The sequence below is a fragment of the Flavobacterium sp. genome (genome assembly GCF_003525665.1).
In the GTDB taxonomy this organism is placed as follows: Bacteria; Bacteroidota; Bacteroidia; order Flavobacteriales; family Flavobacteriaceae; genus Flavobacterium.
This window is the reverse complement of record NZ_DQDX01000087.1, coordinates 1-15,591: the sequence shown is the minus strand read 5'-3', so window position 1 is coordinate 15,591 and position 15,591 is coordinate 1. Positions and strand designations below refer to the sequence as shown.

The 15,591-nt window shown below is 32.9% G+C and carries 13 protein-coding genes; 3 read left to right on the top strand and 10 right to left on the bottom strand.

Annotated features, from left to right (window positions below; genetic code table 11):
• A partial coding sequence (locus DIU01_RS06555; RefSeq protein WP_290832702.1) for a hypothetical protein occupies nucleotides 1-782 on the top strand: 782 nt, incomplete at its 5' end.
• Between the two features lie 145 nt (nucleotides 783-927).
• Nucleotides 928-1,431 carry a hypothetical protein gene (locus DIU01_RS06550; protein WP_290832700.1) on the top strand — a complete coding sequence of 168 codons (504 nt, stop codon included), beginning with the start codon at nucleotides 928-930 and terminating at the stop codon, nucleotides 1,429-1,431.
• A 49-nt stretch (nucleotides 1,432-1,480) separates the two neighbouring features.
• Here DIU01_RS06550 and DIU01_RS06545 read toward each other — a convergent pair whose 3' ends face one another.
• From DIU01_RS06545 to DIU01_RS06500, 10 genes are all read right to left on the bottom strand, one after another.
• A complete protein-coding gene (locus tag DIU01_RS06545) occupies nucleotides 1,481-1,900 on the bottom strand; it encodes a protease complex subunit PrcB family protein (protein ID WP_290832698.1) in 420 nt (139 codons plus the stop codon).
• Complete coding sequence (bshA, locus tag DIU01_RS06540; RefSeq protein ID WP_290832696.1) at nucleotides 1,897-3,030, bottom strand: N-acetyl-alpha-D-glucosaminyl L-malate synthase BshA; 1,134 nt, start codon at nucleotides 3,028-3,030, stop codon at nucleotides 1,897-1,899. The genes DIU01_RS06545 and bshA overlap by 4 nt, the downstream gene beginning before the upstream one ends.
• A gap of 63 nt (nucleotides 3,031-3,093) precedes the next feature.
• On the bottom strand, nucleotides 3,094-6,084 hold the full coding sequence (locus DIU01_RS06535) for a glycoside hydrolase family 3 N-terminal domain-containing protein (RefSeq protein ID WP_290832694.1): 2,991 nt from the start codon (nucleotides 6,082-6,084) through the stop codon (nucleotides 3,094-3,096).
• 9 nt (nucleotides 6,085-6,093) lie between these two features.
• A complete protein-coding gene (locus tag DIU01_RS06530) occupies nucleotides 6,094-6,576 on the bottom strand; it encodes an ABC transporter ATPase (protein ID WP_290832692.1) in 483 nt (160 codons plus the stop codon).
• A gap of 118 nt (nucleotides 6,577-6,694) precedes the next feature.
• Nucleotides 6,695-7,486 carry a (Fe-S)-binding protein gene (locus DIU01_RS06525; RefSeq protein ID WP_290832691.1) on the bottom strand — a complete coding sequence of 264 codons (792 nt, stop codon included), beginning with the start codon at nucleotides 7,484-7,486 and terminating at the stop codon, nucleotides 6,695-6,697.
• A 74-nt stretch (nucleotides 7,487-7,560) separates the two neighbouring features.
• Nucleotides 7,561-8,007, bottom strand: coding sequence for a phosphoheptose isomerase (locus tag DIU01_RS06520; protein ID WP_035127448.1), 447 nt, complete (start codon nucleotides 8,005-8,007; stop codon nucleotides 7,561-7,563).
• Between the two features lie 120 nt (nucleotides 8,008-8,127).
• Nucleotides 8,128-9,459 carry a (Fe-S)-binding protein gene (locus DIU01_RS06515; RefSeq protein WP_290832688.1) on the bottom strand — a complete coding sequence of 444 codons (1,332 nt, stop codon included), beginning with the start codon at nucleotides 9,457-9,459 and terminating at the stop codon, nucleotides 8,128-8,130.
• Nucleotides 9,460-9,474: 15 nt separating this feature from the next.
• The gene (locus tag DIU01_RS06510) at nucleotides 9,475-10,428 is read right to left on the bottom strand and encodes an MlaD family protein (RefSeq protein ID WP_290832686.1); all 954 of its coding nucleotides are present in this window, start codon (nucleotides 10,426-10,428) and stop codon (nucleotides 9,475-9,477) included.
• A gap of 33 nt (nucleotides 10,429-10,461) precedes the next feature.
• Nucleotides 10,462-11,610, bottom strand: coding sequence for an N-acetylmuramoyl-L-alanine amidase (locus tag DIU01_RS06505; RefSeq protein WP_290832684.1), 1,149 nt, complete (start codon nucleotides 11,608-11,610; stop codon nucleotides 10,462-10,464).
• Nucleotides 11,611-11,628: 18 nt separating this feature from the next.
• The gene (locus tag DIU01_RS06500; RefSeq protein WP_290832682.1) at nucleotides 11,629-12,735 is read right to left on the bottom strand and encodes an N-acetylmuramoyl-L-alanine amidase; all 1,107 of its coding nucleotides are present in this window, start codon (nucleotides 12,733-12,735) and stop codon (nucleotides 11,629-11,631) included.
• An 80-nt stretch (nucleotides 12,736-12,815) separates the two neighbouring features.
• On the opposite strand from DIU01_RS06500, the gene DIU01_RS06495 reads away from it, so the two are divergent.
• Nucleotides 12,816-15,551 carry a putative LPS assembly protein LptD gene (locus DIU01_RS06495; RefSeq protein WP_290832680.1) on the top strand — a complete coding sequence of 912 codons (2,736 nt, stop codon included), beginning with the start codon at nucleotides 12,816-12,818 and terminating at the stop codon, nucleotides 15,549-15,551.
• Nucleotides 15,552-15,591 lie beyond the last annotated feature (40 nt).

Sequence of the window (15,591 nt, the reverse complement as noted above, 5' to 3'; positions counted from 1 at the left end):
CGATTATAGCTTTTGTAGGATTTTCATCTTGTAGTAGTGATGATGATTCAAATTCTAATCCATCAGATGAAATTACTGATTATTTACCATTATCAGTTGGAAATTATTGGACTTATGATGTTACTTCAGAAGGCATAGCAAGTAGAGATTCTCTTTACAGCGGTAATGATACCTTAATAAGTGGTGTAGCACACAAAAAGCTTAAAACTTTAGATGTGCTTCCTAACGGATTTTACTCAACTTCTCTCAAAAACAATGGTTTACGAGCTGATAACGGCACTGTAAAAATGAGTGGTACGGCAAGTTTTGATTATGGTTTGGGTAATCCAATAGCTATTTCAATTTCTAATTTTATTATTCTAAAAGAATCTGGTGTTGCTAATGAACAACTTAGTTCAGTATCTGGCACCTTTTCTCAAACAGTCGAAGGATATCCTTTAAATTTTACTTACACTTTAAAAACCGTTAGCGATGGACAAGTTGCCAGCTTTACTTCACCAAACGCAGATGTCTACAGCAATGTAATTAAAACCAAAGTTATTTTAAATCTTAAAATTACCACTACACAATCAATAGGTGGATTTCCTGTAACGGTAACTGTTTTACAACCGCAAGACGTAGTAACTTCTACTCAATATTATGCTCAAGGTATTGGAATGGTTCATACAAACACCAATATTTCTTACCAATTGCAAGAATTTCCTGGTTTTACTTTACCATTTCCATCATCGGGAAGTCAAACCCAGCAAGAGTTTTTGGATACTTATGTAGTTGAAGAATAATAAGCAATTAAATCCTAATTTATCAGAATGTAATCTGCCAATTATTTATTCAAGCAGTAATTCTGTAACAAAATTAAGAAATTGTATAACACAAAAAATGGCTCAATAATTGTACTTTGCATTAAATATTTAAACAAATTAATTTATGAAAAAACTAATTTTATCTGCTTTCATGCTAGTTGGATTAGCATTTAGCGCACAAGCTCAAGACATCTCTAAAAATGCATTAGGTTTACGTTTAGGAGACAATGACGGATTTGGTGGAGAGATTTCTTACCAAAGAGGTTTAGGAGACAATAACAGACTTGAGCTAGACTTAGGTTTTAGAAACAGTAATGAAGTTGATGCCTTTAAACTAACTGGTATTTACCAATGGGTTTGGAATATTGATGGTGGTTTTAACTGGTACGCTGGTGTTGGTGGTGGTGTTGGAAGCTGGAGTTACGATAGAAGAATTGGTGGAGAACAAGTTGAAGATAGCGGAGCATTTGTATTCGTTGCTGGAGATTTAGGTATTGAATACAACTTTAAAGAAGCTCCAATTCAATTATCTTTAGACATTAGACCTGAATTATATTTCAATTCTGATGATTACAGAGAAGATAACTTTGGTCCAGATTTAGCTTTAGGTATCCGTTACAGATGGTAATCTAAAAAATATCGTATAAAAAATCCCACTTGATTAAGTGGGATTTTTTTTATTTAAACTCAATTGGTTTTTTAGAATTGATTTTTAAAACACAATACGGATTGGTTATTGCTTGCATCGCCATTCCATCTGGTTTTATTTCTTCTATATCAACAAGTATTTTGTCTGATAATTCTTCAACGCTTTTAATTTCAATTTTATAACCACCAGTATTTTTCTCACCTAAATTTACCAAAACAAAATTGGAAGTTGCAATATCGGTTGGTTTTACAAACTTCTTAATTTCATCATCACCAAGCAACATATTAAATTCTCTTTGTTCTGAAATTACTTCATAAAACTGAAATGAAGCGCCACCATAATCACTTGAAACTAAAACTTTGTACAATGTTTTGGAATCATCAACAACTTTAGTTGGAGAACAAGAAAAAAGGGTAAAAACTAAACCGAGTAAAATTATTTTCTTCATATAGAATCTTGAATTGCTTTTTTATATAAGTCTTCATACAATGGCAAAATGTTTTTGATATCAAATTGTTTTGCTATTGACAGCGCATTATCCTTAAACGTTTGAAGTGTTTCATTATTGTGCAAAATCTTCAAAGCATTCTCAGCCATTTCGTCAACATTACCAACATCACTTAAATAACCTGATTGTCCGTTGAAATTTACTTCGGGCAAACCACCAGAATTACTAGAAATCACTGGAACACTCCAAGCCATTGCTTCAAGAGCTGCTAGTCCGAAGCTTTCTGTTTGCGAAGGCAATAAAAACAAATCGGAATAGGATAATATTTGATCTATTTCATTACTGTTTCCAAAGAAAATAACTTTGTCTTGAATTCCCAATTCTTCACACAATCTTTCGGCTTTTTCTTTTTCTGGTCCATCGCCAACCATCATTAATTTGGCCGGAATCTTTTCTTGAATTTTGTAGAAAATCTTAATAATATCTGGAATTCGTTTTACTTTTCTAAAATTACTAATGTGCGTGATAATTCGTTCGTCTTTATTCGCCATAATTGAACGTTGGCAAGATATCAAAGATTCGTTTCGAACTTTATCCAATTCAATAAAATTAGGAATTACGTGAATGTCTTTTTTAATATTGAATAATTTATAGGTATCATCTTTCAAACTTTGAGAAACCGAAGTAACAACATCCGATTTATTGATGCTGAAACTAACTGCTGTTTTGTAAAACGGATGATTTCCTACCAAAGTAATGTCTGTTCCGTGCAGTGTTGTCACCATCGGAATTATTATGCCTTCATCTTTCAACATTTGTTTTGCCATATAACCAGCATACGCATGTGGAATAGCGTAATGAACGTGTAAAAGTTCGATTTTGTATAACTTTACCATATCAACTAGCTTACTCGACAAAGCCAATTCGTAAGGTTGATAATGAAACAAAGGGTATTCGGGCACATTCACTTCGTGGTAATGAACATTGCTATTTAAAAGCGCTAATCTAACTGGTTGTCTGTAAGTTATAAAGTGAATTTCGTGACCACGATGGGCTAATTCTAGACCTAATTCTGTGGCAACTACTCCACTTCCACCAAAGGTTGGATAACAAACTATTGCTATTTTCATTAAATAAATTTATGAGGCTAATTTAATCAAAATCGAAACGATAGAAGTAAATTATTCGTTAAACTATTTAATTATTGCCTCTTGAATTATCTTTTGAATATCTTCACGAATGTTTTCTTTCGATAATTTATTAGATGCATTAGAATCTGGGAAAGTTCTGTTGGAAAGGAAAACATAAATAATTTCGGTTTCAGGATCTGCCCAAGCCATTGTTCCAGTGAAACCAGTGTGACCAAAACTTGACATAGAAACGCATCCGCAAGTTGGACCTTCTTTTCCTAATTGTGGTTTGTCAAATCCTAATCCGCGACGGTTTCCTTCAGCACAAAAATGACACGTATTGAAAACATCAAAAGTAGCATTTGAAAAATACTGAATTCCGCCATAATTTCCTTTGTTGAGATACATTTGCATCATCTTGGCAACATCCATTGCATTCGAAAATATTCCGGCATGTCCTGCAACTCCGCCTTCCATAGCTGCTTCCATATCATGAACATAACCTTGAATTGTGGTGTGTCTAAAATAAGTATCGTTATCTGTTGGAGGAATAACTCGCATATCAAATTTACGCAACGGATTGTACATTGTATTGCTCATTCCTAACATATTGTAGAAATTATGAGCGCTTAAAATATCCAATGATTTACCAGTAATTTTCTCTAAATATTCTTTTAAAATGATAAAAGTAAAATCGCTGTATTTGTATTCTTTTTTATCCGATAACTTGCTGTCTACAATTTTCTGTAAGATAACCTCTTTGTAATTATCATTAATAAATAAATTTTCGGCTACTTGTTTTGTGTAACCTTCTTTGTACGTCAAACTATAGTATTTATCAGCGGGACAATTATCGGCATCAAGTGTTTCTTTGTAAAATGGTTCCCATGCTTGAAGTCGAGCGTAATGCGAAAGCAGTTCTTTAAAAGTTATATCTTGCTTATCACTTCCTTGAAAAATTGGTAACATTTCACCTAGTTTTGTGTCAAGTGTTACTTTTCCTTGATCAAAAACTTGCATTACGTTTGGTAATGTTGAAACCATTTTCGTTATCGAAGCAACATCATAAATATCAGAATTCTGAACTTTTACAAGTTTGTCGTAAGTATGATAACCAAATGATTTTTGATAAATCACTTTGCCTTTTCTAGCTACTAAAATCTGCATTCCTGGAGTCATTTTTCCATCAATAGCTTTCTTTGCAATAGTTTCGATGGAAGCCAATTTAGATGAACTCATCCCAACATTTTCGGGTGCAGTAAATCCGATTCTATTAATTTTTTCAGATGATAATCCGTCGTTCACTTTGAAAAAATCATTGATTGAAACCGGAAGTTTTCCTTTAGCATCAATAGCTCCAAAGATTAATTCAGCCGAAACTTCTTGAGGAATATCACCATTTTGATACGAAACTATAACACCTTCAATATCATCAAATGTTGTAATTGGTAAAAGTGAATACGCTTTGGTAAAAATATCCAAAATCACCTTATTCATTTTTGCGATTTCTTGTAACCAAAGTAATTCGGTTTCAGTAAAATCGTGTTTTTTCCATGCTTTATCCGATTTGTGAAAACCTACAATTACAATATCAAAATTCTTTAATTGAACATTCAAACTATCAATATTATCTGAAGTCACTTCGGTAACATCGGTATATTTTTTTAATGTTGATAGGAATTTTGTACTGGTATCGTCACCCAATTTTACGTAAGCAATTTTTTTGTCCAACTCTTTAATCGGAAGAATTGTATTGTCATTTTTTAAAAGTGTGATGGCATTTTCAAATAATTCATATTGCAAGGCAACATTTGAACTCGGATTGATATCAGACATCAAATTCGTTTCATCAATTGGTTTGTATTTATTTAAACCAATTTTGTATTTGTAGTGCAAAATCTTTTTTACAGAATAAGCCAAACGTTCATCAGTTACCAAACCTTCATTGTAAGCTGCTGTGATTTTTTCAACTGCAACTGGCACATTTTCAGCAAATAACAAAATATCGTTTCCAGCTAACAAAGCTTCCAAATCGATATCGCCTGGTTTTTTAAAATTACTTGCGCCTTTCATGTTCAACGCATCGGTAAAAATCAAACCATCGAAAGCCATTTCTTTTTTGAGTAAATCGGTAACAACATTGTAGGATAACGAAGTTGGAACTTCTGGTCGAACCTCTAAACTTGGAACATTTAAATGCGCCACCATAACCGACTCAAGACCTTCGTCGAACATTCGTTTGTAAGGATAAAGTTCAACGTTTTCAAGTCGTTCGCGAGAAAAATTAACTAATGGAAGTGAATAATGCGAATCGGTTGCTGTATCTCCATGACCAGGAAAATGTTTTCCAGTAGCGAAAACACCTTGATTTTGAACTCCAGTCATCAAAGCAATTGCTCTGTCAGTAACATTATGTTTTTCTTCGCCAAAAGAACGATGGCCAATAATAGGATTTTTTGGATTGGTATTGATGTCAAGAACTGGTGCAAAATTGAAGTGAATTCCCATTCGCTTGCTTTCTTTACCCATTTGTTCACCAACTTTTTCTATTAATTTCAAATCTCGAATAGCTCCAAGAGTTGAATTCCATGGAAATTTGTAGGTTGAATCTAATCGCATACTCAAACCCCATTCGGCATCGATACCAATGAATAATGGTAGTTTCGATTTTGATTGAAAACGATTGGTTAATTTGGCTTGACGAACTGGTCCGCCTTGAAAGAAAATTAATCCGCCAATTTTATACTCTGAAATTAATTTATCTAAACCATTTACGTGAACCGAATCTTTGTTGGAATAAGCAGCAACCATAAACAATTGCCCAACTTTTTCATTGAATGGCATTTGATTATAAACGCTGTCAACCCATTTATCTTCGGCTAAACTTCCTTTAAAAAAAGTTTTTCTATCCGATTTTAAATGTGGTACATAAATATCTTCGACGACAGAGTTTGGTTTGATTATTTTTTTACCCAATTTATCTTTAGATGACGAGCAATTTGTCAAAAAAGTAATTAATAAGAGTAAAGAAAATAGTTTAAATAAATTTTTCATTAATAGGTTTTAAAAGAAACGACTGTGCCAACTTTCGCTTGCAGGAATTTCCCAAGATTCGTTAAACTCTTCAATGGTATTAACGAGATTATTGAAAACTATTGTGTTTTCTGAAACTGATTTGTCTTTAGCTAATTTTTTAAAATCTAAAAGTGTTTTGTAAGTAATAAATTCGCCTTGCTTGAAAGCCACATTCATTTTATCTAACAAATCTACTTCATATTTTTGTTCTAAATTCTGAATAAAAACAACAGACGAATCGATAGAACAACCAGTCGCAGCTTGTACTTCTTGATTAACTGCAATGATTATAAATCGATTGTATTTTATTTGAAAAGAAGCTTCCAATGACGCACCATGAGCACTCCAATTAGTTATAAATTCGACTAAATCTTTTTCGATTTCAGTTATTTCGTCATCTGAAAACTTTCTGCTAGATTGGTAAATCCAAATTCTTGAATCTTCGGGTAAACTTTCAAATGGTATGTACATTTTTATATTAGATTTTTGATATTAGATTTTAAATATTAGATTTCAGATATTAGATATTAGATTTCAGATATTAGATTTCAGATATTAGATTTTAAATATCCAACTTGATTTTTGAAATCTATAAATCTTGCGCGTTTGCAATTAATTCGGCAATGTCAAGCACTTTAACATCGGCTTCTCTTTCTTTATTTTTTACACCATCAGTCATCATTGTGTTGCAAAATGGACAACCTGCAGCAATGATTTCTGGTTTGGTTTCAAGAGCATCTTCTGTTCTTTCAATGTTTACTTCTTTATTTCCTGGTTCGGCGTCTTTAAACATTTGGGCTCCACCAGCACCACAACAAAGTCCGTTGGCTTTAGAACGTTTCATTTCTACCAATTCGGCATCCAATTTTTGAATTAATTCTCTTGGTGCTTCATAGATATTGTTGGCTCTTCCAAGGTAACATGGATCGTGAAAAGTGATTCTTTTACCTTTAAATTGTCCGCCTTCAATGGTCAATCTTCCGTCGTCTAGTAATGATTTTAGGAATTCGGTGTGGTGAATTACTTCATATTTTCCGCCTAATTCTGGATATTCATTTTTTAGCGTGTTGAAACAATGCGGACAAGCAGTTACAATTTTCTTAGCTTCATATGCATTTAAAACCTCGATATTCATCATGGCTTGCATTTGAAAAAGAAATTCATTTCCGGCACGTTTTGCAGGATCGCCGGTGCAACTTTCCTCGGTTCCAAGAACAGCAAATTCAACATTGGCACGATTTAAAATTCGTACAAATGCTTTGGTAATTTTCTTTGCTCTATCGTCAAAACTTCCTGCGCATCCAACCCAAAATAATACTTCTGGTTGTTTTCCTTGAGCTAACATCTCTGCCATTGTTGGCACAACTAATACTTCTGACATCTTTAATTTAGGATTTTAGATTTTAGATATTAGATATAATTGAAAATCTAATATCTAAAATCGTATTTTTAATATTATTCGTGGTGTTCGTCGTCAAATACTTGAATTGTAACTTCTTTATCAACTAAATCGGTAAATTTTCCTCTGTAACGAGTTGCTTTAACCAAGTGATTGTCAATCCAATGGTAATTTCCTCCTCGTGGTTTTCCCATTACCATTCCGTGGTATTTAAAGCCATGTTGTTTTAACCAACGTTCGGTATATTCTCTGTGTGCTTCTGTTCTTGAAGTAAAAAAGAATATAATATGACCTTCATCGTACCATTTATTTAAGGTGATTAACGCATCTGGATAAACTTCTGCCGTTAACATTCTTTCTGGTTCTTCATTTGGAATATCATCACAGATCGTTCCATCAATATCAATAAGATAATTCTTTACTCCTTCTGGTAAAATCGGACTTAAATGTTGTCCGTTTTCGGTAACTGGTTGCAAGGTTTTGTCAATGTCTTCCGCTTTCATTTTTTAATTATTAATTAGTTAGCATTCATTAAGACAATTTCTCAAGCCTCACATTTATGAGAAAATATCATTGTTATTTTTTTGTATTTATTAAATCTGGAGACGTAATAAATTACGTCTTTACTCGTCTTTCCAATTCAAACGATCCATTTGATTGTATTGCCATGGTGCACCATTATTTTCGATATTGGTCATCATTGCATTCAACGATTGTGGTGCCGCGCTTTGTTCCATCACAAGGAAACGACGCATGTCCATAATTATTGATAACGGACTGATATTTACTGGACATTCTTCTACGCAAGCATTACATGATGTACAAGCCCAAAGTTCTTCTGTTGTGATGTAATCGTTTAATAATGAAACGTTATCTGGAATAAAAACACCTTTATTTTTGTCGATATTTCGTCCAACTTCTTCTAGTCTATCACGAGTATCCATCATGATTTTTCGTGGAGAAAGCTTTTTACCTGTTTGATTTGCAGGACAAGCCGAAGTACAACGACCACATTCAGTGCAAGTATAAGCGTTTAATAATTGCACCCAATTTAAATCTTGTACATCAGAAGCACCAAATTTACTTGGAACCGCATTTTCATCCACTGGTTGTGCTGCAAACGGATCGGCATTTGGATCCATCATCAACTTCACTTCATTGGTTACACTTTCTAGATTATCGAATTTACCTTTAGCATTCAAATCGGCAAAATACGTATTTGGGAAAGCCAATAATATGTGTAAGTGTTTCGAAAAATATAAATAATTCAAGAAAATTAATATACCTATAATATGTAACCACCAAAAAGTACGTTCTAGCATGAATACTAATTGCGTACTCATTCCGTCAAAAATTGGTAGTAAAAATTGTGAAATCGGAAATGAACCAGCTTTTTCGTAGTGACCAAAAACTTCTGGTAGATTTTGAAGATGTAAATCAGCAGCATTCATCAAGAGAAATAACGACATCAACACTACTTCAAAATATAAAATATAATTCGCATCATTTTTAGGCTTACCATCTAAGTCTGAACTTGCAAAACGTTTTAGTTTAGTTACGTTTCTTCTGATCCAAAAAATTACAACAGCAACCAAAACTAAGAATGCTAAAATTTCAAAGGAAGCAATTAGCACGTCATACAAACCACCCATGAATTTAAAAACTCGGTGTGTGTTGAAAAGTCCGTCGATGATAATTTCTAAAAGTTCTATATTGATAATTACAAATCCTACGTAAACAATAATGTGTAGAATTCCAGCAATGGGTCTTTTCACCATTTTGGATTGACCAAGAGCAATCATTGCCATGTTTTTCCATCTTGCGGATGAATTGTCAGAGCGATTGACGTCTTTACCAAGATTGATATTTCTAATTAATTTTTTGACATTAATAGTAAAATATCCAAATCCGATGATTAGAATAATTGCGAAGAAAATGGAAGCTAAAATTTGCATGATAGTAGTTTTATTCTATTTAATGGTATCGTTTATAGGCGCAATATAAGGTTTGTTTTTCTTTCCGAAAAGAGAAACATTTACATAACGAGTTGGGTTTAATCTTAAATCTTGTAATAACAATTCTAATTCTTTAGAAGTTTTAGTAAAGTTATTATACATGGTTTCGTCTTTTAATAACTTACCCATTGTTCCTTTTCCAGATTCTAATTCGGCCATCATTTTATCAACGTTAGCCATTGTTTTCTCTAGCGATTTTATTGTAGGACCAAGATTTATTTTTGCCAATGAATCAGATACTTTTGAAAAATTTGCAGAAGCTTTTTCTACATTAGTCATTGTGCCACTAATTTTACTTTTGTTATCGGCAAGCATCGAATTGGTTGATTTGGCAACTTCTTTGAACTCGGCCATAACTTCGTTTAAATTTGCCAAGCTACTTCTTAAATTCTCTTTAGTTTTTGCGTCTAAGACTTGATTAACATTGGTAAGCATTAGATTGGCGTTTTCTAACAGTTTGTCAATTTCACCAGTTAATGGTTCCATTTTCATAGCCAAAGAATCGGTTAAACCTAATTTGCTTGATGCTTTCAGATAATCACCGGTTTCAGCAATTGATGAATCGGCTGTATTTGGAATGATTGCAATTTGCTTTCCTCCTACTAAACTTGGTGCATACAATTCGGCAGCACTAGATTTTGAAATTGGAAAATCTGATTTTAACTGCATTTCAACCAATAATTTTCCGGTTTTATTATTGATTTTAATCGAATTTACTTTTCCTATAGTTAGTCCGTTTAGTGTAATTGGTGCTGAAGGAGTCAATCCTTCGACGTTGTCATATTCTACATAAAACGTTTTATAATCTGTAAATAAATCTCTTCCTTTTAAAAAGCTATAACCCCAAATGAATAATAAAATGGCTGATATAACCAGTATGGCAGTTTTAATTTCTCTAGATATTTTCAAAATAATTTATTTTTTTGGCAAAATTAGTATTTTTTATTTGATTGCGTCTTGAATATTTATGCTTTTACCATCTTTAAATGCAATTAAATACGCAGATGAAAAACCTTTGGATTTGGCTTCTTGCAATAAACTTTTAGCAGTTTCATGGCTTGAAGTTGATCCGTACATGTATTTATACAAGCCATTTTCAAATAAACTTGTGACATTTTGCAATCCTTTAAAGTTACTTGGAACCAACTCTAAATTTTTAGAACTTGCCGATAATTGTACTTTAAAAATGATTCCGTTTTCGTCTGCTTTAGGCATTTCTTTGTTTTCGACAACCGTTTCAGTTTGGATTACTTCAACAGGTTTTTCTACAATACGTCTTACTGGTTTTTCAATTTTAGGTTCGTTAGGTTCTTCACCAAAAAATTCTCTTTTGTAACTTACAATCGCTTCTGCAATACCAAGAGCAACATCATCTTGACCTTGTTCTGAATCTAATCGTGCGCCTTCTTCTCTATTGGAGATAAATCCCATTTCAATAAGAACTCTTGGCATGTAGGCTTTGTGCAATACCATAAACGGTGCTTGTTTCACTCCTCTACTTTTTAAACCCATGTAATCTTTAAAATTATCTTGAATTTTTCCTGCCAAAGCAATACTATTCTCAAGAAACTCTTCTTGCATTAAAGTCATACCCATTAATGATTCGGGTGCATTCGGATTGAAACCTTCATATTTTTGTTGGTAATCTTTCTCCAAGGTAATTACCGAGTTCTCCTTCTTTGCTGCTTCAAGATTGGATGCATTTTTAGTTAAACCCATTACATAAGTTTCAGTTCCATCGGGAACCGTATTTTTATTTGCATTACAATGTATTGATACAAAAATATTTGCATCAGCACGATTGGCAATGTTGGCACGTTCTACTAAATCAATAAAAACATCGGTTTTACGAGTGTAAATTACCTTGATATTTGGATTTTTCTCCAAAATTTGGCCAACTTTTAAAGCAACTTTAAGGGCAATATTTTTTTCAACGTGTCCGTGATATGTTGCTCCAAAGTCATGAGCGCCGTGACCAGCATCAAGTGTAACTACAAATTTGTCGGTTTGTGCATTTACAGAACTACAAAAAGTCAACACTACAAGTAGTTGTATTGCTAGTGAATTCTTAATTTTTGTTATCAATTTCAAAATATATATTTTATAAAATTAATTATTATTTTTTACAACGTCGTTTAAATTAACGCTCTTTTCATTTTTAAAAGCAACTACAAAAGCGCTTTTGTATCCTTTACTTACTGCTTTTTCTTGCATTTTTTTGGCTTCATCATAACTAGATGTTGCACCATAAAAATACTTATATAATGTACTACTTTTCGTTAAAGAAATGTTATTTAAACCTTTAAAATTTCTAGAAGCTAATTCCAATTTTTTAGCACTTGCGGCTATTTGAACTTTAAAAATTACTTCATTTGGATTTGATGGTTTTGAAACTTCAACCTCTTTTTTACTGTTAACAGATTCATTAGTTACAGTTGTTTTGCCATCGCCAAAATATTCGTTTTTATAATTAATGATTGCATCGGCTATTTCATTTGCCATTTTTTCTTGACCAGCATCAGAATTTAAAAACTTTCCTTCTTCTAAATTCGATAAAAAACCCAATTCAATAAGAACACTTGGCATGTAAGCTGCATCCAAAACCCATAATGGTTGTTGCTTTACACCACGCGTTTTTCTTTTTAAATTATGAGTAAAATTATTCTGAATTTTATTCGCCAAATTAATGCTGCTATTAAGATTGTCTTCTTGCATGATGGTCAATCCTAATAACGATTCGGGATTTTTAGGATTAAAACCTTTATACGTTTCCTTATAATTATCTTCTAGATAAATTACCGAGTTTTCGCTTTTTGCAACTTCAAGGTTCATACCGGTTCGAGACAAACCCATTACAAATGTTTCTGTGCCTGATGGACCAAAGTTTTTAACCGAATTACAATGAATGGATACAAATAAATGAGCATCATTTTTATTTGCTATTTTCGGACGTTTGGCCAACTCAATAAATTCATCGGAAACTCTGGTGTAAATTACTTTAAAATCTTTATCTTTTTCTAATTGTTTGCCTACTTTTAATGTTGTTTTTAATGCAATATCTTTCTCTTTAAATCCGTGATAGGAATTCCCTGGATCTTTTCCGCCGTGACCTGCATCGAGAATAATTATAAACTTTTTGTTCTGAGAATAACTAGTAGTTCCCAAAACTAAAGTTAAAAACAGTAGTAATATTGTGAAATTATATTTAATTTTCATTAGTAACGTTAATTTTAATTAAAACTGCTAGTTTATAATTTTATTATTTGTCTATTTTTGACGAAAAATAATATGTAATTTTGGCAGTTCAAAAATCCAGCCATATTTTTACAAAAATAGTATTAAAACCTTTGCGTACAAACTTATTTTATATCGTTTTATCAGCCTATTTCCTAACAATTGGAAGTACACAATTATATTCGCAGGAATTGCCAAAAAACTCGCAACCTATTCCTTCTAAGAATCAGACACCTAAGATTGAAAAAGAGATTTCTCCAGACGGAAAAACAACCGAAGTTCCAATTATTAAAAGCGATACAATTAAAATAGATTCTTTGAAAAATAAGAAATCTACTCTTGAAGGTAAAGTAAGATACAAAGCAAAAAACTACGCCAAATTTGATCAGAAAAAACAAATACTTACACTTAATGACGAAGCCGAGTTGTTTTATTTGGACTACGAATTAAAATCGGGTGTGATTGTTTACGATTATAAAAAGAACGAAGTTTATGCCGGAAGATTGAAAGACTCTACGGGAAAATATATTCAATATCCAGTTTTCAAACAAGGAGCGAATGTCATTGAACCCGATTCTATCCGATTCAATACAGTATCTAAACGAGCAATCGTATTTAATTCGCGAACTGAACAACAAGAATTTCGAATTAAGGCCGAAGTTACCAAAAAAGAAAACGATTCGGTTTACTTCATGAAAGGTGCAAGATTCACCACTTCTAAAGATATTGAAAATCCAGAATATTACTTTTATACTAATAAGGTAAAATTTGTTCCTGGTAAAAAAGTAGTTGTTGGTGGAACGAATATGGTTATTGCCGATGTTCCTACGCCTATATTTTTACCATTTGCCTTTTTTCCGATGACTGATAAAAGTCGTTCTGGAATAATTATACCCAATTACAACTACACGAATCAACGAGGATACACACTTCAAAACGGCGGCTACTATTTTGCTTTAAGCGACAATTACGATTTAGCTGTTTTAGGAGATTACTACACCAACGGAAGTTATGGACTACGATTTGAATCGCGTTATGCCAAAATGTATAAATTCTCTGGAAATGTAAACATAAGATTTGAAAACCTTATTAATAGTGAACGTGGTTATCCCGATTATTCCAAGACAAGTATTTACAACATTCAATGGTCTCATGCCAAAGACGGAAAATCAAATCCAAATTCTAGATTTTCAGCTTCGGTTAACTTAGGAAGTAGTCGCTACTTTCAACAATCGTTGAATCAGATAAATGTGGGTTCCAATTTGAATAATACTTTGAGTTCGTCTATCTCCTATTCGACTTCGTTTCAAACCGTTCCTGCTGTAAATTTATCCTTAACAGCAACACATTCACAAAATACACAAACTCAAGAAATAAACATGACCTTGCCAACATTGCAAGCAAGTGTTGATAGAATATTTCCGTTTGCATCAAAAGATGGTGTGAAAAAAGGATTCTTTAAAAACATCAATTTACAATACAATTTAAGAGGAGAAAATCGTATCAAAACCACCGATTCATTATTCTTCAAATCAGAAATGTTTGACACGGCTGTGGCTGGTTTTCAACATTCGATTCCATTGTCTACCAACTTTAAGATTTTCAAATATTTTAGTGCTTCTACTTCTTTTAATTATCAAGAAACTTGGCAATTTAAAACCATTAGAAAACAATTTAATCCGTTAGAAAATGAAGTTGAAAATATAGATGTTAGCGGATTTGATGCTTTTAGAACCTACTCGTTTTCTAATAGTATTGGAACTACTATTTACGGAACTTTTAACTTTGGTGACGACAAAAAGATAAAATCGATTAGACACGTAATGCGACCTGCGATTTCTCATAGTTACACTCCAAGTTTTGATAAATACTACGATACTTACGCTGCTGACGGAAGCGGAACAATGATTCAAGAATACACTCGATTTGAAGGTGGATTGTTCGGAATTCCTGGTCAAAATTATTCTAACAATTTAGGTTTTAATTTAAGCAACACCTTTGAAGCAAAAGTAACCGATAAAGATTCTACCAAAACAGAACCTAAAAAAATCATGCTTATCAATAACTTAAACTTTTCTACAAGTTATGATATGGCAGCCGATTCTCTTCGATGGGCACCAATGCGTGTAAGTGGCGGAACACAATTGTTCAAACAGAAAATGAATGTGAACTTTGCTGCAACTTTAGATCCGTATGCGATTGATAATAACGGACAACGTATTGATGTCTTTAATATAAATAACGGAGGAAGCCTTTTTAGAATGAGTAGTGCCAACATGAATATTGGATACTCTATTGCAAGTACAGATGGGAAAGATAAAGACAAAAAGAAAAACGATCAAGGCGCTCGAAACGGAGGTCGAGAAGACGATTTATTTGGTTCGAATGCCGATTTAAGTGATCGACGCGAGAGTCAGTTTGGTGAAGACGATGAGGAATCCTTCTCGGAGTTTTATAAATCAGAGCTTCCTTGGGACATTACTTTTGCCTATTCACTGACCTATAGTAATGCTGCACGTGAAAATGATATTGTAAATAATTCGGTGATGATATCTGCCAATACCAGTTTGACGACAAAATGGAAAGTTGGGGTTTCAACAGGTTACGATTTTGTTCGGAAAGGTGTTACATTTACCCAACTTCGATTGGAACGTGATTTATTGAGTTGGCGAATGGATTTTAACTGGGTTCCATTTGGAGACAATACCTTTTGGGGATTTTTTGTTGGTATAAAAGCGGCAGTCTTGCAAGATGTTAAATGGGATAAGCGATCGCTTCCGGATAGAACTTTGAGATAATTTTTTTTTAGAAAAAAGAGTATAGAATATAGAGTATAGA